The sequence below is a fragment of the Glutamicibacter sp. BW80 genome, assembly GCF_002332385.1.
Lineage (GTDB): Bacteria > Actinomycetota > Actinomycetes > Actinomycetales > Micrococcaceae > Glutamicibacter.
This window is the reverse complement of record NZ_NRGV01000039.1, coordinates 52,568-78,685: the sequence shown is the minus strand read 5'-3', so window position 1 is coordinate 78,685 and position 26,118 is coordinate 52,568. Positions and strand designations below refer to the sequence as shown.

Genomic DNA, 26,118 nt, shown 5'->3' with positions numbered 1-26,118 from the left:
GATCTGTAAGAAAATGTCTACTGATCTAGATCGTTCACTCATAAATATCCGCCAAAGAAGGACGCTTCGGCTCTAAAGTTGTTAGAGTTTGAGCAAAATAGTCAAAAACTTGGCCCCCGCGGGTCCTAGGAGTGAGCAAATGGTGCGTTTGGATGACGTGGATCTGAAAATTCTCTTGGCGTTGATCCGCGATCCGCGGATCCAGATCTCGGATCTCGCCGACGAGGTCGGCGTGGCCCGCAACACCGCCCAGTCGCGCCTCCGCCGCCTGCAGCGCGCGGATGTGCTGCGCGAAGGCGGCCGCGACCTCGACCTGGCCAAGCTCGGCTACGACGTGCTGGCCTTTGTCACCTTGGAGGTGCTGCACCGCGACCTCGATACCGTGGTGACCTCGCTGCGGCAGATTCCCAACGTGCTGGAAATCCACGAAACCTCCGGCCGTGGAGATGTCTGGGTGCGGCTGATCGCTACCGATACCCACCAGTTGCAGTCCGGGCTGCGGCAGATCCTGCGGATCAAGGGTGTCACCCGGTCCGAAACCACCTTCGCACTCCACACCCACCTGGCCTACCGGGCCGCTCCGCTGCTGGAGCACTACGCCGAACACAATCACTGAGCAGCGCGAAAATACAAGTCTTTCCTTGTGCGCCTTCCCGGCCTAGGCTGTGATTACGAGAAGTCATGAGGGATAGCCCCGGCTCTCGTCGGGTCCCTCGCATTCTGTGGAGGAGTACGTGATGACCAAGGATTTTGAACCAACCGACTTCGCACCCGAATACGGGAACGACATCTACGAGCCCGACGACGGCCGCGATTCGCAAGCCTATGAGGGCTCCAGCGATTCGCCCGAAACGATGCGGAACATCGACCCGTTGGCCACCCGCGCCTACCTGCTCGATGACGATCTGGAAACCGAGGCGCAGCTGGATAACGAATTCACCGAAGAATCCAACGCCGACGAAGATGAGGACTAGCTCACTGACTAAGCAGCCCTTAGGCTTCAGCGTTTAGACTTTAGAAGTGATCAATCCAGTTCATCTGCGCACCCTGCTCGAAGTGGTGGCGCATCGTTCCTTTGCCACGGCCGCAACCCGGCTGGGCTACACTGCCAGCGCCGTCTCCCAACAGATGACCGCCTTAGAACGCAGCACCGGAACCACGTTGTTCCTGCGTGGTGCCCGCTCCATCACCCCCACGCCCGGGGCGCTGCGCATGGTGCGCCACGCCAAGCGCGTGCTCACCGACCTCGACGCCCTGATGGCCGACGTAGCAACCATCTCCACGGATTCCACAGACCGTGAAGAGATCAAGCTCGGCATCTTCCCGTCCCTGGCCACCTACGCGCTGCCCAAGCTGCTGACCAGCGAAGACTGGAACTCCCTGGGCATCAATCTGCGCCTGTGGATCGGCGAACCCCAGCAAACCGTCGCCGGCCTGGGCAACGGCGGGGACCTGGACCTCGCGCTCATCTTCCAGGTGGGACCCGGCGGACTGAGCTGGCCCGCCTCGCTGGAGCGCGCCTGGCTGGGCGATGACCAGTTCCGCGTCGTCATCCCCGCCTCGTGGCCGATCGCAGACGACGCCCAGCTGACCGTGGACCAGCTCGCCGAATGGCCGTGGATCTTCCACCACCCGGGCACCTCGGATGCCACCTTGATCTCCCGGCTCTTCGCCTCGTACAACATCCACCCGCAGGTTGCGGCCTACTGCGACGATTTTAACGCTTCGCTGAATCTGGTCTCCTCGGGCCTCGGCGCCGCCTTGGTGCCGGATCTGGCCATGACCCAGGCCCCCGCCGGCCTGCGTATTGTCGACGCACCGGAAATCCGGCTCGCCCGCTCGATTTTCGCCTTGAAGCCAGAGAATTCGAAGAAGCCCAAGGTTGCCCTCGTTTTGGACCGGCTCACACAGATCCTTTCCGACTAGGCTGGAAAGCGGTCATCGGTAGGCAGCCTCGGAAAGGGCGATCGTGGAAGAACTTGTCGTAGCCTCAGTGCACGGACCGGTAGGTCATCTTGAACTGCACCGTCCGGGCAAACTCAACGCCCTGACCTTGCCCATGCTCCAGGAGCTGCACCGGGTCCTGCACCTGTGGGCCGAGGACCCGAAAATCCAGCTCGTCCTGCTCACCGGGCGCGGCGAGCGAGGTTTCTGCGCCGGAGGGGATATCGCCGACTTCCATGCCGCGCTCACCGGTGGCCGGCACGCGGACTTCCTGGAACTGCTCGCCCTGGAGTTCCGCACCGACCACTTGATTTCGGTCTACCCCAAGCCGCTGATTACTTTGGCCCACGGGATCACCATGGGCGGCGGCATCGGCCTGGCCAGCCACGCACCGGTGCGCCTGGTCACCGCCGACGCGAAGCTGGCGATGCCCGAAGCGCGCATCGGCTACACCCCGGATGTTGGCGGAACCCATCTGCTGGCCAACGCGCCGGGCCATTTCGGCGAGTACTTCGCCATGACGGCCACTTCCTTCAGCGGCGCGGACGCGGTCTTCCTGGGTTTCGCCGACGCGGTCATTAGCGAATCCCTCGCCGCGTCCATAGTTGATGAACTCGATGACCTGATCGGCCTGGGCGCCGCGGAGATCGCCGCCGCCTTCGAGGTGCTCCATTCGGTTCCCGAATCCCGCCGGCTGGAAATCGAACAGGGCTGGATCGATTACGCCTTCGGCGCCGAGTCCCCGGACGCGGTCCTGGAACGCCTGCAGTCCATGGTGCACCCCGGCGCGCGCCGCGCCGCCGAGGCGATATCCGCGAACTCCCCGACCAGCGTGGCCGCCGCGTTCCATTCGGTGCGTGCGGCCCGCGCCGAGCAGAACCTGCGCGGCGCGCTGGACCGGGAGCTGCGCTTGGCAGCACACCTGATGCAACGGCCCGACCTGGCCGAGGGCATCCGCGCCCAGGTCATCGACAAGGACCGCAATCCCAGGTGGCAGCCAGCAGCACCGCGCGAGGTCGACGCCGCGGCGTTGCTGGACCTCATGGGCGAATAGCCCCGGTTCAGGACCCGGGCTGGCCCTCGGGCCGGGTGACATCGCTGGGCACCGGATGGACCTTCTGCGAATCGCGCGGCTCCACGCGCGCGGCCTTCACCGCTTCGACCGGTTCGCGCAGCTGGCGGGCGGGAGCCAAGGCTACATTGCTCGGGATGCCGAAATGCACCGGGGCGTGTTCACCGAAGTGATCCGGGTCCGCCTCCTGCCAGTCCTCCCGCCACGAGGCCGGAGGGTTCTCCAGCAGCTCGCCGGGCTGCAGCCAGTGGAACAGCGAGGCGTAGGAGCGGGTCGACTGGAGATTCACCCGGCGCCGCAGCATCCGGGTGTTCAGCTGGTCCGGGCCGCGCAGGCCCATGGACGCCATGATCTGTCCCGCCTCGGTCACCGTCAGCCGGTGGTAGTTGTACACCCGGTGGCCCTTGTCCTCCACGTCCAAGGCGCGCATGAGCCGCTTGTTCTGCGTCGCTACGCCAACCGGGCAGTGGTTCGTATGGCACTTCTGCGCCTGGATGCAGCCGGTGGCCATCATCATCGGCCGGGCGGAAAAGGCGAAGTCCGCGCCCTGGATCATTCTCTTGACGATATCCGAGCCGTTGGCGATCTTCCCGGCCGCCGCCAAGCGGATTTCGTGGCGCAACCCGGCGCCCATCAACACGTTGTGGACCAGCATCAGCCCCTCGGTCAGCGGGGTTCCCACATGGTCCTCGTACTCCAGGGGTGCGGCTCCGGTGCCGCCTTCGGCACCGTCCACGGTGATGAAGTCAACCAGCACGCCGGTTTCGATCATGGCCTTGCAGATAGCCATCACGTCGGTGCGCGAACCCACGCAGAATTTGATTCCCACCGGTTTGCCGCCCGAGAGCTTGCGCAGCTTCGACACGAAGGCCAGCAGCTCGCGCGGGGTAGAGAATTCGCCGTGGCTCGCCGGGGAAATGCAGTCCTGGCCCATCGGCACCTCGCGGGCCTCGGCGATCTCAGCGGTCACCTTCGCCGCCGGAAGCACCCCGCCGAGTCCGGGCTTTGCACCCTGCGACATCTTGATGGTGATGCCCTTGACCTGCGGGAGGTTGGCCTTGCGCGCAAAGGTCTCGGGATTGAACCGGCCTTCGGGGGTGCGGCAGCCGAAATAGCCCGAACCGATCTCCCAGAAGAGGTCCGCACCGTGCTCCAGATGGTATTTGGTCAGCCCGCCCTCGCCGGTCTCGTGGACAAAATCCCCCATCGCCGCGCCCTTGTTCATCGCCAGCACCGCGTTGGCCGAGAGCGAGCCGAAACTCATCGAGGAGATGTTCAGCAGCGACATCTCATAGGGCTGGGCGCACTGGCTCGACCCGATGTTCACCCGGTGCTGCTCCTTGTTCGGAGCCACCGGGGCGCTTGAATGCAGCAGGTATTCGTGGCCGACCTCGTTCACCTTCAGCTCGGTGCCGAAGGCCTTGTGGCTGTCGGTGCCCTTGGCCCGGGCGTAGATCATCGAGCGGGTGTCGCGGTCAAACGGCGTGCCGTCGGTGTTCCGCTCGATGAAGTACTGCTGGATCTCCGGGCGGATGAATTCGAACAGGTAGCGGGCATGTCCCAGAATCGGGAAGTTGCGCAGGATCGCATGCCGTTTCTGCGTCATATCCCGGATCCCCACGGCCACCAGCACCGCGGTGAGCGCCACCAGAATCCACCACACCCAGTTGCCGGAAGTTCCCGCCAGCAGCGCGGTGAGCACAAACCCGGCGGCGAGCACGAACAGGAACAGGATCACTACTATTCGCATCATGTTTTCGACCCTACTGCCTGCACCGGGACTTGTCAGGGATTAGCCCCCGGTATTGATCCGATCGTTTTCGCGCAGCACCATCTGGTAGAACTCGCTGGTGCCATCGGCCAGCAGGTGCTGGGGAGAGCCGGTTTCGATGACCCGCCCCTCGCGCAGCACCAGCACCTCGCTGGCCTCCTGCAGGATGGAAAGGCGGTGGCTGATCATCAGCACCCCCATCCCGTATCCGCGGCGCTCATTAATCGCCTTCAGCACCAGCGCTTCGCTCGCGGCATCCAGTGCGCTGGTCGATTCGTCCATAACCAGCAGCGCCGGGTGCCGCAGCAGGGCGCGCGCCAGGGCCAAGCGCTGGCGCTGGCCGCCGGAAAGCCTAGTGGAACGATCCGCCAGCCGGGTGTCCAACCCCTGTGGCTGCTGCTCCAGCCATTCACCCAGGCCCAGCTCGTGAAGTACCGCCCAAAGCTGGGCGTCGGTGGTTCCGGCGGATCCCAAGAGCAGATTTTCGCGGACCGTGCCGCGGACCATCACCGCCTCCTGGGAGACCACCACGATGCGCGCACGCAGCAGCTCAAGTGGTACCGCATCCAGGGCCACCGCACCAAAACTGAGCCTCCCGCCGGCAGGCAGCGCACGGACCAGCGCGGCGGCGATGGAGGATTTCCCCGAACCCGAGGCCCCCACCAGCGCCACCAGTTCCCCGGCCTCCACCGTGAAGTCCACCTGCTGCACCGCCTGGCGCTGCGCGTGCCGCACGGTGAGGTCTTGGACGCGCAGCGTCCCGGTATGCGGCAGGTCGCCCGCCGCGCCCGGCTCGGCCACGGCCGGTGGCGCGCTGGCGGTGGCAAACAATCGGCGAGCGCTCGCCAGGGAGTCCTGCAGCCCCAGCACGAACCCGTCCACGGCGCGCACCGACTCGAAGGAAGGGACCGCGATCACCACCAGGATGATGGTGGCCGCCGGGCCTTGGGCCGAATCGGTCAGCAGCAGGGCCAGCGCGCTGCCCCAGAGCACGATCTGGCTCAGCGCCGCGCGCAGCCCGGTCACCCAGCCGGCCCGGTGGGCTTGCCGGGCATCCGCCGCTCCGGCCTCGTCCATGCGCTTGAGCATCCGCCCACCGGCGCCGAAGGCGTGCAGCACCTCGATGCCCGCCAGGGATTCGATGATGATCCGGTTCTGATTGCCGCGCACCTGTGCGGCGCTGCCAGCCGCCTGGCGCAGCGCGCCGACCCCGAGCAGCGGCAGCAGCAGCCCGACCAGCAGATAGCCTCCGGCGAGGATCAGCGTCGCGGTGCCGCCGAAGACCTGGTAGACGCAGCCCAGCACCGTGCCGCTGACCAGCAGCGCTGCCGCGGCCGGCGGCAGCGTATGAGCGAAGAACACTTCCACCTTGTCGATATCGCGGGTGGCCTTGGCCAGCATGGACCCGGAATTCTTGCTGGCCGCCGCGAAGGGCGCCTGCCGCTGGTAGGCCGCATACATGGTTGAACGCAGCCTGGCCAGGGCCAGGAAGGCGAGCCTGTGCCCCACATACTGTTCGGCATAGCGCAGCCCTCCCTTGCACAGCCCGGCGAGGATAATCGCCGCCACCAGCAGGCCGAAGGGAAGCCGCGGCAGCCCGGCGGGCAGCTGAAGGCCGATGGCCGCCACCAGCCCCAGCCCGGCAAAGAGATAGATGCTCAGTGCGGCCAGCCGGGTGAGGCAGGCGAGCAGGCAGGCAAGCAGCACCGGAGGCAGCAGGTCCCGGGTCTGGGCGATCAGCCAGCGGGCGCTGGCGAGGCTGCTTGGCTGCTGGATGCGCGGATTCATCATTTCGCCTCGTTTCCGCTTTGGCTGCCCAGCGCTGCGACGCGCTGGCCGAAATTCTCCATCGCCGTTTTCAGGTACCCTTCGGCGCCCAGCAGTTCCTCCCGGGGCCCGGCTTGCACGATCCGCCCCCGGTCCAATACCAGCACCTGGTCGTAGTCGGCGAGCAGCCCCAAGCGGTGGGTCACGGTGATGACCGTGAGCTCCGCCGCCGCCTCGCGCAGGGTGTCCAGCACCTCGGCTTCGGTCTGCACATCCAGCGAGCTGGTCGGCTCGTCGAGCAGCAGGATGGGCCGCTCGGCCAGCAGCGCGCGGGCGATGGCCAGGCGTTGGGCCTGGCCTCCGGAGAGCGTTGCCCCGCCTTCACCAAGTATCGTGTCCAGCCCCGCTTGCTGCTGCGCAAACCACGACGCCAACCCGGCGCGGCGCACCATCGCGCGCAGCTTATCGTCGCTGGCCTGCGGCGCGGCAAGCAACAGGTTCTCGCGCAGGCTGATCCCGAAGAGCGTTGTGCCCTGTTCCACCACCGCCGTGTTCGAGCGCAGCGTGGCCGGGCCCAAGGCCTGGTGCCCGTCGTGGATGATCCCGGCGGTGGTCTCCAGCTGACCTTGCAAGACACGCAGCAAGGTGGTTTTACCGCTGCCCGAGGCCCCGATCACCGCGGTTTTCGAGCCGGCGGGGAAGCTGAAGTTCAGCTGCTCCAGCGCCGCGGGGTGCCCCTCGTATCCGGCCCCAAGATCCAGCAGCTGCAAGGCGTCGGCGCGCAGGTCTACGCGCAGCGGATTCGCCGCGGCGCGGTGCCGCTCGGTGCCCATGATGCTCGCAATTTTCTGCTCGGCCGCCTTGCCGGTCATTCCGATGTAGAAGAAGCTGCCCACGTAGTTCACCGGGGCGAGCATCAGGAAGCTGAGCAGCACCAGCGCGGCCCCCTGACCGGCGGTGATCGCCAAGCTGCCCACCCGCCACCAGGCAAGCAGCGCGGCGGTGGCCAGCAGCAGCACCGCGAAACTCGCATCGATCACCAGCAGCACCAGCTGGTTCCGCGCCAGCAGCTTCATCACCTGTTGGCGCACCCTTTCGCTGGCCACCGCGATGCGCTGCCCCATCCAGGATGCCCCGCCGTTGAGCTTGAGCATGGTCAGCGCCCGCAACCCGTCGAGGAAGGTGGCCGAGAGCAGCCCTTGGGCCCGGCGGTACTCGCCCGAAGAACCGCGGAAAAGCCTTTGGAAGCCGATGACCAGCACCGGGACCAGCATGGTGGGCAGCAGCAGAATCAAGGCGCTGAGCGGATCGATGAAAAACATGATGCCGAGCAGCACCAGCACCGGGGTGGCCACCGCGCAGATGGCCGGCCCCATGAAGCCGGTGCGGAAGCGCACCGAACGATCGACCGCGTCCATGGCCGCATCGACCAGTTCGCCCTCGCCGAGCCGGCGCACCGCCAACGGGCCGATGGCCAAATAGTGGCGCACCAGCTGGTGGCGCTGCAGCGCGCCGAGCTTGCGCCCCGAGCGGGCGATGAGCACCGGGGTAAGCAGCGCCGCGGCGGCCACCACCAGCAGTTCGTACCCCACCGCGACATACCAGCCGACGTCCAAGGGCTGATCCGCGCGCAGCGCATCGATGGCGCGCCCGATGAGCACCGCCAGCCCGATGGCACCGATGGCCGAGAGCAACCCGAGGCAGACCACCGCCGCGGTGGATGCCGAAAAAATTCCAAAGACCCTACGCACCCCTCCATCCTAAGTCGAAAGCCCGGCGTCATAGGTTGGCAACCGGCGCCCGCGCGGGGGAAACTAGTCAAATGACTGCTCTGCAAACGGCCAGCCGGCCGCATTCGGTGACCCTCCGCTTCCTCGCAGCGCCCACGGATGTGGGGATCACCGGAACGGTGGCCGCCGGCACGGTGCTCGAATGGGTGGATAAGGCCGCCTATGCCGCCGCGGTGGGCTGGTCCGCCAGCTACTGCGTGACCGCCTACGTGGGAAATATCCACTTCGCGGACCCGATCCACTCCGGGGACCTGGTGGAGGTCACCGCCTCGGTGGTCTACACCGGCACCAGCTCCATGCATATCCGCACCGAGGTCTCCTTCTCCGATCCGCGCGAACTGCGCCCGGTCACCTCCTCCACCTGTCTGGTGATCTTCGTGGCGGTAGATGAGAAGGGTAAACCGACCCCGGTCCCCTCCTTCACCCCGGGCACCCCGCGCGAGCTGCAGCTGCGGCAGAATGCCTTGGCGCGCATCGAGATCCGCGAACGCATCGTCGAGTCGATGAACGACCAGTCCTATACCGACGCCGGCACCGCGCCGCGGGTGACCCTGCGCTTCCTCGCCGCGCCCACCGACGTGAACTGGGGCGGCAAGGTGCACGGGGGCATCGTGATGAAGTGGATCGACGAGGCGGCCGCCCTGTGCGCCAGCCGCTACGCCGGGCGGGAGACCGTCGCGGTGTTCTCCGGCGGCGTGCGCTTCTACCGCCCGCTGCTCATCGGCCATCTGGTCGAGGTCGAGGCCCGGCTGGTCTATACCGGCTCCAAGGGCATGCACATCGCGGTGCACGTGCGCTCCGGGGATCCGAAAACCACGCAGATGGAGCTGACCACCTACTGCCTGACCGTGCTGGTCGCCCGCGACGGCACCGGCACGGCGGTGCCGGTAGAAACCTGGGTGCCGGTCAGCGCGGAGGACTCCCGGCTCTGGGAGCACGCCCGGGAGCTGCTTGAGATCCGCGCCAACGCCCCCGGCGGCTACACCCCCACGCATCTGAGCGGCCCGCAGGCCGGCGCGGAGGCTACCCGATGAGCGCCCTCCCGTTTGTGAAGATCTGCGGCTTGGCCACGGCACAGGATGTGGCGGTCGCGCTGGAGCACGGGGCCGACGCGCTGGGCTTCGTGCTGACCGACTCCCCGCGTCAGGTCTCCGCGGAATTGGCCTCCGCGCTCACCGCGCAGGTCCCCGGCGAGGTGGCCACCGTGGCGGTGTTCCGCGATGAGGACACCGCAACGGCCATCGCGCGCACCTCCGCCGCCGGGCTCGGCTGGATCCAGCTGCACGGGGAACGGCGCCGCGCAGAGGTGCAAGCGGTGCGCGCGGCCGGGTTCCGGGTGATCCGCGCGGTGCGCATGGACGCGCAGCCAGAAGAGTTCGAGGACTGGGGCGAGGACTTCTTGCTGATCGACGCCGCGGTTCCGGGCAGCGGAGAAAGCTGGGACTACGCAGAGGTGCGCACCCGCGCGGCCGGGCGCAACTGGCTGGTGGCCGGCGGCTTGTCCGCGGAGAATGTGGCCGCGGCGCTCGCCGAGTCCGCGGCCAGCGGCGCGGATGTCTCCTCCGGGGTCGAGTCCGCCCGCGGGGTCAAGGACCCGGAGCTGATCGCCCGGTTCCTGGACGCCGCGCGCCGTCCGGTCTAGCGGATCCAGCTGTGGACGGCGGGCTTGCGCGCCGAAGGCAGGGCAGTTTCTTCGCGCCAGCGGGCGACCCATTCGGGCAGGACCCGGTCTTCGGGCATGTGCAGCCCGAGCGCGGCAAGGATCTGCTCATTGGGCACCGGCCCGTTTTTCGAGGTCATGCGCGTGGCGATGTAGCCGCGGGCGTAGATCTCGCCGTCCACCACGATGCGCTGCTCGAAGTAGATGCAGCGCTCATCCATGCCCAGCACCCGGGTCTCCTGGGTGAATTTCACCCCGAGCTTCACCGACTTCCGGAAGGTCATGGTTTCGGCCTGCACCACCGGGCTCCATTTGTGCTCGCGGATCACCTTCCAGGCCCCGGAGCGGAACATCAGATCGAAGCGGCCCAGATCGAAGATCGAGAAGTACATGCCGTTGTTGATATGCCCGGCGAAGTCGATATCGGTCAGCGTCGCGCGCATCCTAAGGGTTCCGGAGTCGAGCATGGACAGTCTCGGGGCTTTTTTGCCTTGGAGCAGCATCAGCAGGATGCGAAAAATCATGTGCATGAGATCACATTACCGCTTAGTAACTTATGTGGCCAAGCCCGCCGCCGCCCACCGCGACAAATGGCGTAATCCCCAAGGCGCATTCACCCGGGCCCGGTCGGCGGGTAAAGTCCAGTGCGGAAGAGCCCTCGCATCCGCAACGAATGCACCGAACAGGAAGAACTATGCACCGCCTTTCGCAGCTGCTGCACCGCCAGGTCCCCTCGCTGCCGCCGGCCGACTGGGAACGCGCGGCACCGTCGGCAACCGCGTTGCGCCGCGATATCGCGGTGGCGCTGGGCTTCTACCTGCTGGCGCTGCTCATGCTGGAACTGGTGCTCTCGCTGACCGAGACGGGCAAGAGCGCCGAGCGCCCGCTGGCCTTCGCCCTGCTTGCGGCCCTGATCCTGCCGCTGATGTTCCGCCGCCGCTGGCCGATCACGATGATGCTCATCTCTTCGGCCGCCTTCCTGATCGGCAGCTCCCCCGCCACGGCCACCGTCGTCATGCAGTTCTGCGCCCAGCTGGCCTACTTCCTGGGCCTGTACACGGCCGTGGCTTGGGCCCGCAACCGCCGCGGGCTGTGGACCGCGATGGCCCTGGTGCTGCTGAGCATGGCGGTGTGGCTGGTCCTCTCCTTCTTCACCAGCGACCTGTATTCGGCCGCGAACCAGCTGCTGGTCGAAAACCCGATGGGCTCGATCCCCGAAGAGCTGGCCTTGCCGCTGTACAGCTTCCTGATCAACGTGCTCTTCTTCGGCGGGGCGATCTTCCTGGGGCTGACCAGCTGGTCGAATTCCTACGCCAAATCCCTGGTGCTCGTCCAGGCCGCGCGCATCGCCGCGCAGGCCGAAGAGCTCGCGGCGCGCGCGGTCAACGCCGAACGCCTGCGCATTGCCCGCGAGCTGCACGACGTCATCGCCCACCACATCGCCTCCGTCGGAGTCCAGGCCTCCGCCGCCCGGCTGGTCCAGGACCGCGATCCGGCCCAGGCCATCGAACTGATGCGCGGCATCGAGTCCTCAGCACGCAGCGCGGTGGCCGAAACCCGTTCGCTACTCGGCGTGCTGCGCGAGCAGTCCCCGCAGGATCCCGAGACCGGCAATTCCGCCGCCCGCGCCCCGGAGCCCTCGCTGGCGGCGCTGCCCGGGCTGCTAGAGCAGAACGCCGCGCACGGGCTGCACGTGCAGCTCTCCGAGGACGAGCACGCCCCGGGCTTCTTCGCCTCCTTGGCCCCCGGCCTCTCGCTGGCCCTCTACCGCATCTGCGGGGAGGCGCTGGCCAATGTGCGGCGCCACTCCACCGCCCGCGCCGCCACGCTCGCGCTGCGCTCCGGAACCGACGCGCAGGGATCCTGGGTGGAGGTGGAAGTCACCGACGAGGGAGCCCCCGCCCGGACAGCGCCGGCAGCGGCTTCGGGCTGCGCGGCATCCGCGAACGCGCCGCGCTGCATCACGGGCTGGTGGAGATCGGCCCGCGCACCCCGCGCGGCTGGCGCACCCGCGCCCGGCTGCGCCTGCCCGGATCCCCCGAAGGGAACTAGGCTAAGCCCATGAGCCAAATTACCGTCGTGATCTGCGATGACCAGCCACTGATCCGCTCCTCGCTGAAGCTCATCCTGGAAACCGATCCGCAGCTGCTGGTCATCGGCACCGCCGCCAACGGCGCCGAAGCCGTGGAGCTGATCAGCACCCGCACCCCGGATGTCGCGCTGATGGACATCCAGATGCCCGCATTGGACGGCATCGCGGCCACCGCGCGGCTCGCGGGCACCGTGGACACCAAGATCATCGTGCTGACCACCTTCGACCGCGAGGACTACCTCTTCGACGCGCTCGATGCCGGGGCCAGCGGCTTCCTGCTGAAAAACGCCGAACCGGAATTGCTGCTCAACGCGGTCCACCAGATCCACGCCGGATACGCGCTGCTCTCCCCGGAGGCCACGCTCAAGCTCATCGCCCGCAAGACCAGCGCGCGCCCCGGCACCTCGGCACCGGGCGCAGAGAGCGCGGCGCTGCACGCGCTGACCGCCCGCGAACGCCAGGTGCTCACCGCGCTGGCCAGCGGCAAGAACAACCAGGAGATCGCCGCCCTGCTGGCCCTGTCCGAGGCGACGGTGAAAACCCACCTGTCGAATCTCTTGGCCAAGCTCCACCTGCGCGACCGCGTCCAGGCGGCCCTCTACGCCCACCGCGCCGGGCTCATCCAATAGTTTCATCCCCAAGCATCAGGCGGATCCGCCCCGGCCTTCCTAAGCTGGAAGGCAAGCGAAGAGATTCCCAAGCCAGAAAGACCGAGCATGCTCGAACTTCAGCAGATCACCCGGTCCTTTGCCGGAACCAAGGTCCTGGACGAGGTGAGCTTCACCGTGCCGCGCGGGGCGCTGACCGGCTTCGTCGGTGCCAACGGCGCCGGGAAGACCACCACCATGCGCATCATCATGGGACTGCTCAACGCCCACGGCGGCCGGCTCACCCTGGACGGGGCCGCCCTGGACGCGCCCACCCGCCCCAACTTCGGCTACATGCCGGAGGAACGCGGGCTGTATCCCAAGCAGCCGGTGATCGACCAGCTGATCTACCTCGGTCAGCTCCACGGGTTGGCCCGCGGCACCGCACGCACCCGCGCGATGGACCTGCTGGCCCGCTTCGGCCTGGCGGACCGGGCCAAATCCAGGCTGGAGGCCCTTTCGCTGGGCAACCAGCAGCGCGTGCAGGTGGCCGCCGCGCTGCTGCACGAACCCGACGTGCTGGTGCTCGACGAACCCTTCAGCGGGCTGGACCCGTTGGCGGTGGACGCGATGAGCTCCATCCTGCGCGACTACGCGGCCCGCGGCGTCCCGGTGCTCTTCTCCTCGCACCAGCTGGATCTGCTCGATACCCTGGTGGACCACCTGGTCATCATCCAGGAGGGCAAGATCCTGGCCAACGCCCCGGCCAGCGAGCTGCGCACCGCCCAAGCCAGCAGGCACCGCCTGGCCCTGGGCGCCGACGCCGGCTGGCTGCGCACCGAGCCGGGGGTCGAGGTGATCGACCTCTCCGGGCAGCACGCCCTGGTCAGCTTCGGCACGCCAGGCGACGCGCAACGCGTGCTGGCCCACGCGCTCTCCCGCGGCACGGTCACCGAATTCGCCCTGCACCGCCCCGCGCTGGCGGATATCTACCGGGAGATCATCGCATGAACACCCTTGCCACCCCCGCCTGGCTGATCGTCACCCTGCGCGAAGTCGAAACGAAGCTGCGCGACAAGGCCTTCATCATCTCCACCCTGGTCACGCTGTTGCTGATCATCGGTTCGATCGCCGTTACCGGATTTCTCGCCACACGCACCACGCAGTTTTCGGTGGCGGCCACCGATCAGGCCAGTCTCACCGTCCTCAACCAAGCGGCCTCGGACGCCGAAGACCAGCTGAAAATCAACGTCGAACAGCTACCGGCCGATGATGCCACCGCGCAACTTGATGTTGGGGAGCTTGATGCCACGCTGAGCCAGGGCCCAGCAAATAAATTTACGCTCACCGGATCCGATGAAGTCCCGGACAAACTCCATGGGGCGCTGCGCGAAGCCACCGAGAAGGTGTTGACCGCGCGACTGCTCACTTCGGCCGGGCTGAACGCAGATCAGCTACCGGGCGACGGTGCACTAACGGTCACCCAAATGCATGGGGACGCCGAACGTGCCTCCATGATCAAGGCTATGGCGTTCCTCTTCTCCTTCTTGTTCTATATGTCAGCACTCATCTTCGGCATGCCGATAGCCAACTCGGTGATCGAAGAAAAACAAAACCGGGTAGTGGAGATCCTCGCCGGCGCGATCAATCTGCGTCAGCTGCTTGCGGGCAAAATCTTGGGCAACGTGATTCTCGCGCTGGCCCAGCTGCTGCTCTTCCTCTCCGTGGGCCTGTTCGCCGCCTATCTATCACCAGTTCAGATCCCGTTCCTTGGAGTCGTCTCGCAAGTAGCCGGCTGGTTTGTGGCCTTCTTCCTCGTCGGGTTCCTGGTCCTCGCCGGAATCTGGGCGACGCTGGGAGCACTAGCCAGCCGTACCGAAGACCTCCAACAATCCTCTGGGCCGGTAGTCGGTGTGTTGATGGCGGTGCTGTTCATCGGAATCTACGCCAAGGACGGATTTTTGGTCATCGCCTCCTATGTGCCAATTGTTTCCTCCGTCGCGATGCCAATCCGCCTGCTCGGCGGTGAAGTCTCACTGGTTGAACCGCTCATCTCACTGGCCCTTACGCTGGCTACCTGCTGGTTCACTATCTTGTTCGCCGAACGGATCTACCGCCGTGCGGTGATGCACACCGGCGGGGCGCTGACCCTGCGCAAGGCGCTCAAACTGGAACTCTAAACCGCCAATATAGCCAGTACACAGCCGCGCTGACTACACTTGATTCGGTGACCGAGAACAAACCCCGCATGCAGCTTTCAGCCCTGTCCATCTTCATCTGGTTCGCGGTGATCCTCGGACTGGCCGGCAACACCGCGCTAGCCATGACCCATCTGGTCTTAGGTTCGAACGCCTTGGTAGTAGTCAGCCTCTGGGTGCTGCGCTGCCTGGTACTAGCCACTTTTTGGTTGTTGCCAATCACCCGTGCGGCAAAAATCTTCGGCATCGGAATCATCATGCTTAGCTTCCTGCTCGATCTGCTGCTCAAGCTCCCGGTGCTGGGCAGCGTGGAATACGGCGACTGGTTCTTCGTCTCCGCGCTCGATCTGACCGGCGCCTACACCGGCTACTTCCACACCTTGGGCCTGATCCTTCCGCTGGTGGCCCTCACCGGCTGGTTCATCCTGCGCCCGCGCGGTGCCGCCGGCTGGATCGTGGGCCTGGCCAGCGGGCTCGGCTTTGGCTTCCTGGCGCTGGCCGCCGCGCAGGCCCCCGAGGGCTCGCTGGCCCTCTTCGTGCTCGCCACGCTCGCCCGCTACATCCTGCCCGCGCTGCTCTCCGTGGCCGCAGACGTGCTGGCCGCGCGCCCCGGCGGTGGCGAACGTCAAGCAAAGAAGAAATCGGCAAAATCCTAGTTACCCGTTGCCGGGCGTGCGGCACTAAGCCCCTGACGCGGGCAAATCCAGCGGTAATCATGTTGTTAATCTAGTCTTGTGATTGCTGCTGACAGTACTGCCGCCTCTGGTCGCAGAAGCACCAGATTCTGCGCTGGCTTGGTGTTTTGGGAAAGTTCTTGTTTCCATGGGTAGTTTAATTCTTCGACATCAAAAGGGTCGGGATGTTGCTTCCTTCCTCAATCACCCTGCTTCCATTCACGAATGCAGACACAGACTTCATTGCCACGATGGCCACGGACGAACGAGCAGTCCGCTTTATTGGTTATGGGCAACCGTAGGAACGGCAAACTATCACGGCCTGCGTTCGCGAAGCCCTTGAACAAGAACCGCTGGACCTTGTGGGAGCATCGCGCTGGTTCGTAGCAACTGAGGCAAACGAAGCCCGTCGGCATCGTGTTTTCCACCCGCCAAGAAGCCTGTGTGGAGCTCGGCTTCTGAGTATCGGCAGATAAATGGGGACGAGGAATCGGCGGAGCAATGCTCGACAATGCCCTGTCCATCATTCCCGGGGCCTTCGGAATCAATAAACTCAGCGCCCGAGTCGCTCCGGGTAACGCTGTCTCCGCCAGCTTGCGCATTGCACACTGGGTTAGCCTTGTTTATGAAGTGGAACGCTGATCAGATTCCTGCATGGCTATGGCGCGGTCTGCGTCATGTCGATAACTTTCTATACTGCTAGCATGACCCATATTTCTGCACCAGCTATCGGGCTAGGCACCTGGTCCCGTGAGCCGGACACCTCCTTGGTGCGAGCAACCGAGCTGCCCCTCGGCGCGACTTCTTCATTCGTGATCTTGAGCGAAGCGTTCGACATTGAGGCGTCCACGGAATGGGAGCCGCATTCGCACTTGGCCCATGAACTCTTGTGGGCACAGGAGGGCACGCTCACCGCACAAATTGAGGGACAGATTTTTACGGTCTCCGAGGGTTACGGCCTCTGGATTCCAGCCAAGATGCTTCATGGTGGACGGCTGACAGCACACATAAAACTCTTTAGCGCCTTCTTCGCCCCCGAACGAACCACCACCGAATTCAGAGTCCCGACGGTGATCGACATGGAACCGCTGCTTGAGTCGCTGTTGATCCACCTCTCTAGTCGGGAACTGAGCCAAGAAGCCAGAGCCCGTGCAGAGGCCGTCGTTTTTGACGTGCTCAAACCTTCCGCCCACCAAGTGGCGCTGCGTCTGCCCGATGACCCGCGGATCAGTGGCATTGCACACCAGTTATTGGCAAACCCGTCGGATAATCGACCCCTTGAGCAGTGGGCAGTGGAAACTGGGATCAGCGCACGCACCATCACCCGCGCCTATCGTGAGGCGACAGGCCTGTCCTTTGCCCAGTGGCGCCAAGCGGTGAAAGTTCACCGCGCAATGGAGCTGCTGGCCACTGGCGAAGGAGTCCAGGACGTGGCTGACTTGTTAGGTTACGCTCAGCCGAGTACTTTTATTGATGCTTTTCGGCGCACTATGGGATCGACACCCGGCGCATTCACCATGGCGAACTCGAAGAAGTGACCGGAAAACCTGATTGAATGTCAGAAATCATTGATTGCTGACACACAATAGTTAACTTAGACTTACCTAAGTGAAAATCATTAACAAATCCGGACGTAATCAGTCCGCCCAACGCTCATGCCAGGCGTAGCAGCCGGATCAGCTTCCGCTGGGGCCGGAAGCATGCACGCCCATGAGGTGGTGCTGCGCTATGGCAAAAGCACCGTGGTCGACGGTGCCTCCATCAGCTTATCCCCGGGTGAAGTCACCGCGCTCATTGGACCCAATGGCAGTGGAAAATCGACACTGCTGCGTTCCATGGCACGGTTGCATGAGCGAGCCGCAGGGGTTATCACCCTCACCGGTTCCCATTCGAAGCCCCGCGAAATCAGCACGCTGAACGGACGCGAATTCGCGCACGAAGTCACGCTCTTTGCTCAGTCCCACGCCACCCCGGAGGGCTTGGCGGTGGCAGATATCATCGCTTTCGGCCGCCACCCGTATCGGCGCGGATTCGCCGGACTATCCCAGACGGATCACGCAGCTATTTCTCGGGCCATGGAGCTGACCGGCACAACAGCTATGTCGCAAAAGGCAGCCGGGGAGCTTTCTGGCGGAGAACTTCAGCGTGTTTGGCTAGCGGTGTGCCTGGCACAGCAAACCAACGTGGTGCTGCTCGACGAACCTACCAACCATCTGGACCTGAGATACCAAGTCGAGACCCTGGACCTAGTCCACGATCTGGCCCGTGAAAACCGGCTGGCCATCGGCATTGTGCTCCATGACTTGAACCAGGCCGCCGCGCTGGCGGACCGGCTGGTGCTGATGAAGCAAGGTCGGGTGCACGCCACTGGAACTCCCGCCGAGGTCCTCACCGCCGAGAACCTCTCAGAGGTTTATGAGATCAGCGTGCAGGTCAGCACCGATCAGCAGACCGGATTGCTGCGTATCGAACCGGTCAGCCGCCACCGGCAAAGCTGACCACTTCTGCTTACCACCGAAACACTCATTAACAAGGGAAAAACTATGTCTCCACTCGTCCGTAGCGCCGTCACTTCCGTGGCCGCCCTCGCCCTTCTCTTCACGGCCACCGCTTGCGGCACCACCGACACCTCCGGATCTGCCTCCGCACAGAGCCCCTCCGCGGCCTCTGCAAACTGCGCGGATGACACCACTGCCACGAGCACCGACTCGGTCTCGATGACCGATGATCTGGGCCGCACGCTGGAATTAGATAAGCCAGCCGAACGCGTGGTCGTGCTCGAATGGCAGGAAATTGAAGATGCACTAACCTTATGTGTCACCCCGGTCGGCGTCGCCTCCCCCGATGGATACACCACCTACGTCACAGCAGAGCAACTTCCAGAAGGCGTCGCCTCGGTAGGCGAACGCGGCGAACCAGATCTGGATTCCATCTACGCATTAGATCCCGATTTGATTATCGTGGATGCCTTTAGCGACCAGGACCCTGTGCTATCGCAGCTTGATAAGGGCGACGTTCCAGTTCTGGCGGTTAGGGGCAACGATTCTTCAGACCCCATTGGCAATATGAAGAACGTCTTCTCGCAGGTCGCCGAGGCCACCGGCCGCACCGAGCGCGCAACCGCAGTGCTCAACGAATTCGATGCCCACCTAGCGGCCAAGAAGCAGGAGGTGGCCGATGTGAAGATGGAAACCACTGACTTCATGTTCTTCGACGGTTGGGTTGACGGCTCCAACCTGACCATCCGTCCCTACACCGACGGCGCGCTGTTCACCGAGCTCGGTAAGGAACTGGGATTGACACCGGCTTGGAGCGACGGCATCAACAAGTCCTTTGGCTCCGGCGGAGTGAACAAGGAATACGGTCTAGCCCAAACCGATGTGGAAGGCTTGGCCGGTGTGGGCGAAGCCAACCTGTTCTACTCCAACGACGCAGGAACTGGCTGGACCACCGAACTGACTTCCAGCGAGATCTGGAAGAACCTCAGCGCAGTCAAGGAAGGCCGGACCTTCCAGTTCCCGAACATCTGGGGTGCTGGTGGACCGAAGTCCACCAGCCAGGCCGTGGATGCTTTCGCCGATGCGTTGACCTCCGCTTCGGAAGCCAAGTAGTCCACGGCAAAGCATGATTACCGCTGAAAAATCCGCAGACCGGCTGCCAGCTGCCGGTGACGTGAGCGTCTCGATGACCGGCACGGAAAATTCTTTCGTGCCGGCCACCGGCGCTCGAATCGCAGCAGGTCTAGGCCTGCTAGCCGCCTTGGCAGCAGCAGTGCTGCTGGTCGGCGCCTGGCATCTGACGCAAGGAACTTCCGGGGTAGGGCTGGGTGAACTGCTGCGCGCTTTGTTCGGGGAGAACACCCGGATTGGCGGCGTAGGGGTCGCCGAGATCTTCACCGGCTCCCGGATGCCACGACTCTGCGCGGGGGCCGCGGTAGGTTTGGCTTTGGGAGTCGCCGGCTCCCTGCTCCAATCGGTTACCCGCAATCCGTTGGCCTCACCGGACACCTTGGCCGTCACTTCCGGAGCTTACTTCGCGCTGAGCGTGGCCGCAGCCTTGGGCCTGAGCCTGTCCACTTTGGCATCCAGCACCCTAGCATTCGCCGGCGGTCTGCTCGCCGCCGGGGTCGTGCTGGCTATCTCCGGGCGCAGTGTAGGGACCGCCACTACCAGGTTGATCCTCGCAGGCTCAGCCATCGCGATGGCTTTGGAAGCCGGCAGCGGCATCATCTTGCTGCTCTTCAAGGAAAATACCACCGGACTCTACGCCTGGGGCTCAGGCTCACTGTCCCAGCTGAACCTGGATGCTTTTTTACGCAGCCTTCCGGTGATCCTGGCGGTCTTGCTCATCTGCCTCTTGCTCTGTCGCCGTTTGGACGTGCTCGCCCTGGGCGATGAAAACGCTGCGGTGCTCGGCATTCCCGTTCGTTCAACGCGCACCCTAGCCGTCCTGTGCGCCGTGGTGCTCACCGGCGTCTCCGTTTCGCTGGCCGGACCCATCACCTTTGTCGGGCTCGGCGCCCCGGTGCTCGCCCGGCTGCTCGCACGTCGACTAACCGTGTTGCGCCGCCAGCTATTTTTGCTTCCAGCCACTGGGCTAATCGGTGCGCTACTGATCCTGCTGGCCGATGCGGTCCTCCGTTCCTTGTTAGGCGCACAAGGTGCAGCCTCCATTCCCACCGGCGTCCCCACGGCGATCCTGGGCGGGGTGCTGATTATCATCCTGGCGATGCGGCTGCCCGAAGCTTCCAGCACCCGCAACTCCTTGCAGGTGGCTAGCAAACTGCTTAGCCGCCGCCGGTTCATTCTCACCATGGTGCTGGGTCTCATTTTGCTGCTCGGAACGGTGATTCTAGGCCTTCTGGCTGGGAGCATGTTCCTGAAGCTGGGAGACCTGGCCTTGTGGTTCCAGGATGATGCACCCAAGCTCATCGCCCGCGCTTTCTCCGAACGGGCACCACGGATCACTGCGGCTCTGGGCGCCGGAGCCGCACTGGGCCTAGCTGGTTGCTTGGTACAGGGCACCGTGCGCAATCCCCTGGCCGAACCTGGCATCCTTGGCATCACCGCGGGTGCCGGGCTGGGCGCGGCCATAGTGATCACCGCCCTTGGCGGTTCACGCTCGCTGCTGGTGATTTTTGCGGTCATAGCCTCTTTAACCACGTTCGCCGTCATCACTGCGCTGGCCTGGCGCCGAGGTTTCTCCCCGGAACGCTTTGTGCTGATCGGCATTGGCGCTGGCTACACCCTCTCCGCGGTCACCACCTACCTGTTGTTGAGCATTAACTCGTGGGAAACCCCGCGCATCTATACTTGGCTGTCTGGCTCAACCTATGGCCGTCAGTTCGGGGACGTGGCGCCGGTTGTGGCGGTGCTGGCACTCAGCCTTCCGGTGGTGCTGCTCATGGGGCGCAAACTCGACTTGCTGGCCATCGACGAGGATCTGCCCCGGGTGCTGGGCATCAAGACGGCCCGCACCCGGCTGATCGCTCTGTCAATTGCAGCGTTGCTCGCAGCGCTCAGCGTGGTAGCAGTGGGTGTGGTTGGCTTCGTCGGACTCATCGCCCCGCATCTGGCCCGGTCGCTGGTGGGGGCGCGCCATCACCGGGTGATTCCGGTATCCATGGTTTTCGGAGCATTGCTGGTCTGCCTGGCCGATACGCTGGGCCGTACAGTGATCGCGCCGTCACAGATCCCAGCCGGGTTGATCGTTTCCCTCCTTGGCGCGCCGTACTTCATCTGGCTGCTCTACCGCTCACGCGCCTAGTTGCTAAGCAAGGAGCTGAAACCAGTTACCCACCGAACCGAAAGTCTCCCATGGCACATCACCCTGCTCTTCGCGCTAGGCTCCAAGACTTCGACCCGGATCAGCATCCGGCGCAACTGAAGCACCTGGGTTCCATGACCGGTCCGTGGGAACGCGAAATTCCGGCTGCCAGCACCCGACTGCTGACGATACAGTTTTCCGAAGCCGTAATAGTCGGTGCCGCATTGCTCACCGCCCGTCCGGCGGCAGCCTACGTAAAGATCGCAGGGCTCCTCGCCCGCGACGCAGCAACACGCGAAGAGGTCATCCGCGCGGTGCTGGATTACGCCCGGGTTCAAAACCTAGCCTGCGTGAAATGGGAAAACTGGACCCAAGATCCGCGGCTAGCCGCCCTGGCCGAACAAACCGGTTTCCAGACGCTGCCCGCCCCGCGCTGCGCCACACAAGCTTCGGACTCGACTCCACAAGCAGGCTACGTGCGCTGGATGCATCCGGCCAGCTACTTGCGAACCGCGCACTACCAGCAAAGCGAGAACTTCACCTGCGCGGCGGTTGCCGCCCTGGCCGCGCACGGGGAAACCACCAGCATCGCCGAGCTGGATCAACTACGCACCGCGGAGTTGCTGTTGTGGCGTCAAGCGACCAACTTCATGGCCTGTGAACCAGTGGGGCTCGGGCTGGCCATCGCAGAGCGTTGGCCAGCCAGCTCGGTCCAGGTGTCTCTGGATACCAGAAAGCCGGTCATCGTTGACTACTATCCCGAGGCCGAACGCGGCTGGCGCGGCATCCTCCAAGCTGAATCGCACCGCCGGGCGAAGGCGACCGGACTGCCGGTGACTTCTACGCGGCTGCAGATCTCACAGATCCAAGAAGCGGTGGGTAACGGTGCCCGGGTGCTGCTGCTGGTGTCGTTGCAGCAGATGCTCGGCTACGACGTCCCGCATTGGATCTTGTGCCATGGGACAGCGGGTTCCGCGGAACATCCGGTGATCATCATCGATGATTCGTGGATTGATGCTCCTAGCGGGGAGAGTTGGGTGGATGCGACCTGCCTTCCCATCACCGGCCAAGAATTAGATGCCATGTCTTGTCTTGAGGCAGATGGATATCGCGCTGCGCTGATCCTGACTGACTGAATGACCAGCGAGTCTCGGGCCTGAAACGAAGCACAAAAAACCGCGGGCCGGCCCGGACCTCAAACGAGGTACGGACCGGCCCACGGTCAACGCAGGAAACTAGCGGACTAGATCAGCTCGTCGCTGAGGTGGTTCGGCGTACCGAACCGGTGCGCGGTGATCGATACCGCCTGCTCGTGCAGGAACGGCAGCAACTCCACGCGTCCGGCACCGGTGACCGGCGAGGCGTAGATCGCCACATCGGGCTTGCCGTCGGTGGCCTCGGCAACGGCCTTGGCCGAACCGCCGATCAAGCGAATGCGCGAGGCCGCGGTCGGCCCCTCTTTCGCGGCCAGGCGCGCGGCCCGGGCGGCGAACGCCGCTGCATCTTCGCGGACCACCGTCACCGAGTGCTCGGCGAACAGGTTGCGCACCCCGCGTGGCAGGTCCGCATCCGCGGAGAAGATCACCCGGGAACCGGCGGTCACCCCGGCGGCCACCACGCGCAAGGCCTCGGTGATGCCGTGCCCGCTGGAGGCGGCTTCGAAGCGCACCGTGACATCCACCGGCTTGTAGCGGAAGATATTGCGCTCGGCGGCCAGTCCCGAACGGTCCTTGGCCGCGTTGAACTCCTGGTGCCACCACAGCTTGTCGCTGCCCAGCGCACCGCGCAACCAGTCGGCGTCTTCGCCCGATAGCTCCGCGGCGTTCAGCAGCCGCTCGTCGAAGGCCGACAAGGTGGCCGTTTCGGTCACCGGAGCATCGCGCCAGCTGCCCATGCCGACCAGGTAGTTCGGGCCGCCGGCCTTGGTGCCCGCGCCGATCGCCGAGCGCTTCCAGCCGCCGAAGGGCTGGCGCTGCACGATGGCACCGGTGATGCCGCGGTTCACGTAGATGTTGCCGGCCTGGATGTGCTCCAGCCAGTAGGCCATCTCCTCCGAATCCAGCGAGTGCAGCCCGGAGGTGAGTCCGAAGTCGATGTCGTTGACTATTTCGACCGCTTCTTCAAGGCTCTGCGCGGTCATCACGCCCAGGATCGGACCGAAGTACTCGGTCTGGTGGTATTCGCTGCCGCGCTGCACCCCGTAGCGCACGCCCGGGGAGTAGAGCTTGCCCGACTCGTCGAGCTGCTTGGGCTCGATGGCCCAGCGCTCCCCTTCGCCCAGGGTGCTCAAGCCGCGCGCGAGCTTCTCCCCCGGTACGTCGATCAGCGGTCCCATCTGGGATTCCGGGTTCCACGGGTAGCCGACGGTCAGCGATTTCACCGCGTCGATCAGCTGGCTGTTGAAGCGCCGCGATTCGGCCACCGAGCCGACCAGCACCACCAGCGAGGCGGCCGAGCACTTCTGCCCGGCGTGCCCGAAGGCCGAGGCCACCACGTCGCGTGCGGCCAAGTCCAGGTCCGCGTGCGGGGTGACGATCACCGCGTTCTTCCCCGAGGTTTCGGCCAGCAAGGGCAGATCCTTGCGGAAGGAGCGGAACAGCTGCGCGGTCTCGTAGCCGCCGGTGAGGATCAAGCGGTCAACCCGCTCGTCGGAAACCAGCTGGGTGCCGAGCTTCCGCTCGCCGGCGAAGACCAGCTGCAAGACGTCCTGGGGCACTCCCGCATCCCACAGGGTCTGCACCATCACCGAGCCGATGCGGGCGGCCAGCGTGGCCGGCTTGATGATCACCGCGGATCCGGCGGCCAGCGCGGACATCGTCGACCCGGCGGGGATCGCCATCGGGAAGTTCCACGGCGGGGTGACCACGGTCAGCTTCGAGGGCACAAAGCTTGCCCCGTCGACGTTTTCCAGGTCCAGGCCGCGCTGCGCGTAGTAGTGGGCGAAGTCGATCGCCTCGGAGATCTCCACGTCGCCCTGGTCGATGTTCTTTCCGCATTCGGAGCCGAGCACCTCCAGCAGCATCGCGCGGCGCTCTTCGAAGAGCAGCCCGGCACGGTGCAGGATCTCCGCGCGGCCGGCCGCGCCGAGCGCCTGCCAGCTAGCCGATGCGTCCACGCCCATGGCGATGGCCTCATCCATTTGCGCCGTCGAGGACAGGGTATGGGCGGCGACCAGGTCCTTGCCGAGATTTGAATCCTGCATTTTGGACAGGATCTCGCGTCCCCAGGCGCGGTTGGCGGCCAGGTTCGGGTCGGTGTCCGGGGTGTTGAAGAACTCGGTGCTTCCATCGGCGAATCCGGCCACTACCTCGGTCAGCGAAGCGTCGGGCAGCTGGCGGTTCTGCACGCGGTGCGTTGCGGGCACCACGTCGCTCAGGTTTTCCAGCGAGGCGAGGAAGCGGTTGGTTTCACGCTCGAACAATTCCTCGTTCTTCTCCAGTTCGAAGACCGCGGACATGAAGTTCTCCTGGCTGGCGCCCTCTTCGAGGCGGCGGATCAGGTAGGCGATGGCCACGTCGAATTCTGCCGGGTGCACCACCGGGGTGTAGAGCAATAGCTCGCCCACATCGCGGCGCACCGCTTCGGCCTGGCCGGTGGCCATGCCCAGCAGCATCTCGAACTCGATGCCATGCTGCACGCCGCGGGCCTTGGCCAGCAGCCAGCCCAGCGCCACGTCGAAGAGGTTGTGCCCGGCGATGCCGATGCGCACATTCGGCACATGTTCCGGGCGCAGCGCGTATTCGAGCACCGACTTGTAGCTGGTGTCGGTGTCCTGCTTGGAGTGGCAGGTGGCCAGCGGCCAGCCGTGGATATCGGCTTCCATGATTTCCATCGGCAGGTTCGCGCCCTTGACCACGCGCACCTTGATCGGCGCGCCGCCGGCGGCCACGCGCGCGGCGGAGAATTCCTGCAGCTCGATCATCGCGCCCAGGGCGTCGGGCAGGTAGGCCTGCAGCACGATCCCGGCCGAGAGGTCCTTGAACGCCGGCAGCGACAGGATCTTGGTGAAGACCGCGATGGTCAGTTCCAGGTCCTTGAACTCTTCCATGTCCAGGTTGATGAACTTCTTCGCGCTCGCGTTGTTGGCCAGCTCGTAGAGCGGGCGCAGCTTGGCCACGATGTGCTCCACGGCCTCATCGAAGGCCCAGTGGTTGTGCGGGGCCACGGTGGAGGAAACCTTAATCGAAACGTAGTTCACGTCATCGCGGGCCAAGAGCTTGGAGGTGCCCTCCAGACGGCGGGTCGCTTCGCCCTCGCCGAGGATCGCCTCGCCGAGCAGGTTCACGTTCAGGTTCACCCCTTCGCGCTTGATCTTGGAGATCGCGCCGCCCAGCTTGGTATCCGAGGCGTCGATGATCAGGTGGCCGACCATTTCACGCAGCACCTTGCGGGCCACGGGCACGACGATTCCCGGCAGCAGCGGAGCCATGGTGCCGCCCAGTGCGACGGCCTTGCGCAGATACCACGGCAGGAAGGCTGGGACCATCGGGGCCAGCCGCTTCAGGTTGCTGGCCGCGACCTTTGGATCTTCGGGGCGGATCACGCCGTCGACGAATCCAACGGTGAAGTCCAGGCCCTTCGGATCCTTCAGTACTCCCGCGAGGCGCGCCGCAGAGGCGTCGACCGGGAAATTGGCGGCTTCGGTCAGCCAGTGGCGGACCAAGGCGATGGTCTCATCGGCAAGTTCTGAGGGGTGGGTCAGTGGCTTGCCTGTTGCGTCAACCGCCGGAGCGACGGTTCGCTGAGAGGTGATAGAGGATGACATATGTGCCGTTCCCTTCGATGCAGTTCGTCCTT

General features: G+C 64.9%; 21 protein-coding genes. 16 read left to right on the top strand and 5 right to left on the bottom strand.

Translation table 11 applies throughout. The features are described from left to right. Positions 1 to 139 precede the first annotated feature (139 nt). The 4 genes from CIK76_RS11975 to CIK76_RS11960 all read left to right on the top strand — a co-directional run bounded on the left by CIK76_RS11975 (position 140) and on the right by CIK76_RS11960 (position 2,998). The gene (locus CIK76_RS11975) at positions 140 to 616 is read left to right on the top strand and encodes an Lrp/AsnC family transcriptional regulator (RefSeq protein ID WP_096286750.1); all 477 of its coding nucleotides are present in this window, start codon (positions 140 to 142) and stop codon (positions 614 to 616) included. A 121-nt stretch (positions 617 to 737) separates the two neighbouring features. Continuing rightward, positions 738 to 974: a hypothetical protein gene (locus CIK76_RS11970; RefSeq protein WP_096286748.1), complete on the top strand. Its 237-nt coding sequence runs from the start codon at positions 738 to 740 to the stop codon at positions 972 to 974. A gap of 46 nt (positions 975 to 1,020) precedes the next feature. Next, on the top strand, positions 1,021 to 1,926 hold the full coding sequence (locus CIK76_RS11965; protein ID WP_096286746.1) for a LysR family transcriptional regulator: 906 nt from the start codon (positions 1,021 to 1,023) through the stop codon (positions 1,924 to 1,926). Between the two features lie 43 nt (positions 1,927 to 1,969). Further along, positions 1,970 to 2,998: an enoyl-CoA hydratase/isomerase family protein gene (locus CIK76_RS11960; RefSeq protein WP_255248448.1), complete on the top strand. Its 1,029-nt coding sequence runs from the start codon at positions 1,970 to 1,972 to the stop codon at positions 2,996 to 2,998. A gap of 7 nt (positions 2,999 to 3,005) precedes the next feature. Here CIK76_RS11960 and CIK76_RS11955 read toward each other — a convergent pair whose 3' ends face one another. From CIK76_RS11955 to CIK76_RS11945, 3 genes are read right to left on the bottom strand one after another with little or no spacing between them, the layout of a single operon-like run. Continuing rightward, on the bottom strand, positions 3,006 to 4,769 hold the full coding sequence (locus CIK76_RS11955) for an FMN-binding glutamate synthase family protein (RefSeq protein ID WP_096286742.1): 1,764 nt from the start codon (positions 4,767 to 4,769) through the stop codon (positions 3,006 to 3,008). 39 nt (positions 4,770 to 4,808) lie between these two features. Further along, entirely contained in the window at positions 4,809 to 6,578 is a 1,770-nt protein-coding gene (locus tag CIK76_RS11950; protein WP_096286740.1) for an ABC transporter ATP-binding protein, read from the bottom strand. Next, a complete protein-coding gene (locus CIK76_RS11945) occupies positions 6,575 to 8,305 on the bottom strand; it encodes an ATP-binding cassette domain-containing protein (protein ID WP_096286738.1) in 1,731 nt (576 codons plus the stop codon). The genes CIK76_RS11950 and CIK76_RS11945 overlap by 4 nt, the downstream gene beginning before the upstream one ends. A gap of 71 nt (positions 8,306 to 8,376) precedes the next feature. On the opposite strand from CIK76_RS11945, the gene CIK76_RS11940 reads away from it, so the two are divergent. Together CIK76_RS11940 and CIK76_RS11935 are read left to right on the top strand one after the other, a co-directional pair. Next, on the top strand, positions 8,377 to 9,378 hold the full coding sequence (locus CIK76_RS11940; RefSeq protein ID WP_096286736.1) for a hotdog domain-containing protein: 1,002 nt from the start codon (positions 8,377 to 8,379) through the stop codon (positions 9,376 to 9,378). Further along, on the top strand, positions 9,375 to 9,986 hold the full coding sequence (locus CIK76_RS11935) for a phosphoribosylanthranilate isomerase (RefSeq protein ID WP_096286734.1): 612 nt from the start codon (positions 9,375 to 9,377) through the stop codon (positions 9,984 to 9,986). The genes CIK76_RS11940 and CIK76_RS11935 overlap by 4 nt, the downstream gene beginning before the upstream one ends. On the opposite strand, the gene CIK76_RS11930 is transcribed toward CIK76_RS11935, so the two are convergent. After that, on the bottom strand, positions 9,983 to 10,534 hold the full coding sequence (locus CIK76_RS11930) for an acyl-CoA thioesterase (protein ID WP_176484192.1): 552 nt from the start codon (positions 10,532 to 10,534) through the stop codon (positions 9,983 to 9,985). The two genes, CIK76_RS11935 and CIK76_RS11930, sit on opposite strands and share 4 nt — an antisense overlap. Before the next feature lie 164 nt (positions 10,535 to 10,698). Here CIK76_RS11930 and CIK76_RS11925 point away from each other — a divergent pair, with 164 nt between their 5' ends. From CIK76_RS11925 to CIK76_RS11880, 10 genes are all read left to right on the top strand, one after another. After that, positions 10,699 to 12,069: a histidine kinase gene (locus CIK76_RS11925; RefSeq protein WP_176484191.1), complete on the top strand. Its 1,371-nt coding sequence runs from the start codon at positions 10,699 to 10,701 to the stop codon at positions 12,067 to 12,069. Beyond that, positions 12,066 to 12,725, top strand: a complete 660-nt coding sequence (locus CIK76_RS11920) for a response regulator transcription factor (protein ID WP_096286730.1) — start codon at positions 12,066 to 12,068, stop codon at positions 12,723 to 12,725. Before CIK76_RS11925 ends, CIK76_RS11920 begins: the two co-directional genes overlap by 4 nt. A gap of 87 nt (positions 12,726 to 12,812) precedes the next feature. Beyond that, a complete protein-coding gene (locus CIK76_RS11915) occupies positions 12,813 to 13,694 on the top strand; it encodes an ATP-binding cassette domain-containing protein (protein WP_096286728.1) in 882 nt (293 codons plus the stop codon). Then, positions 13,691 to 14,863, top strand: coding sequence for an ABC transporter permease (locus CIK76_RS11910; RefSeq protein WP_096286726.1), 1,173 nt, complete (start codon positions 13,691 to 13,693; stop codon positions 14,861 to 14,863). Before CIK76_RS11915 ends, CIK76_RS11910 begins: the two co-directional genes overlap by 4 nt. A 47-nt stretch (positions 14,864 to 14,910) precedes the next feature. Then, positions 14,911 to 15,537, top strand: a complete 627-nt coding sequence (locus CIK76_RS11905) for a hypothetical protein (RefSeq protein ID WP_141393544.1) — start codon at positions 14,911 to 14,913, stop codon at positions 15,535 to 15,537. 722 nt (positions 15,538 to 16,259) lie between these two features. Continuing rightward, positions 16,260 to 17,093 (top strand): AraC family transcriptional regulator, encoded by an 834-nt coding sequence (locus tag CIK76_RS11900; RefSeq protein ID WP_096286789.1) that lies wholly within the window; start codon positions 16,260 to 16,262, stop codon positions 17,091 to 17,093. Positions 17,094 to 17,255: 162 nt separating this feature from the next. Then, positions 17,256 to 18,053 carry an ABC transporter ATP-binding protein gene (locus tag CIK76_RS11895; protein ID WP_255248447.1) on the top strand — a complete coding sequence of 266 codons (798 nt, stop codon included), beginning with the start codon at positions 17,256 to 17,258 and terminating at the stop codon, positions 18,051 to 18,053. A gap of 45 nt (positions 18,054 to 18,098) precedes the next feature. Further along, the gene (locus CIK76_RS11890; RefSeq protein ID WP_096286720.1) at positions 18,099 to 19,166 is read left to right on the top strand and encodes an iron-siderophore ABC transporter substrate-binding protein; all 1,068 of its coding nucleotides are present in this window, start codon (positions 18,099 to 18,101) and stop codon (positions 19,164 to 19,166) included. A gap of 13 nt (positions 19,167 to 19,179) precedes the next feature. Beyond that, complete coding sequence (locus CIK76_RS11885; RefSeq protein ID WP_217990383.1) at positions 19,180 to 21,321, top strand: iron ABC transporter permease; 2,142 nt, start codon at positions 19,180 to 19,182, stop codon at positions 21,319 to 21,321. Between the two features lie 50 nt (positions 21,322 to 21,371). Then, positions 21,372 to 22,457, top strand: coding sequence for a peptidase C39 family protein (locus tag CIK76_RS11880; protein WP_096286718.1), 1,086 nt, complete (start codon positions 21,372 to 21,374; stop codon positions 22,455 to 22,457). Positions 22,458 to 22,564: 107 nt separating this feature from the next. On the opposite strand, the gene CIK76_RS11875 is transcribed toward CIK76_RS11880, so the two are convergent. Then, on the bottom strand, positions 22,565 to 26,086 hold the full coding sequence (locus CIK76_RS11875; RefSeq protein ID WP_096286716.1) for a bifunctional proline dehydrogenase/L-glutamate gamma-semialdehyde dehydrogenase: 3,522 nt from the start codon (positions 26,084 to 26,086) through the stop codon (positions 22,565 to 22,567). Positions 26,087 to 26,118: the final 32 nt, after the last annotated feature.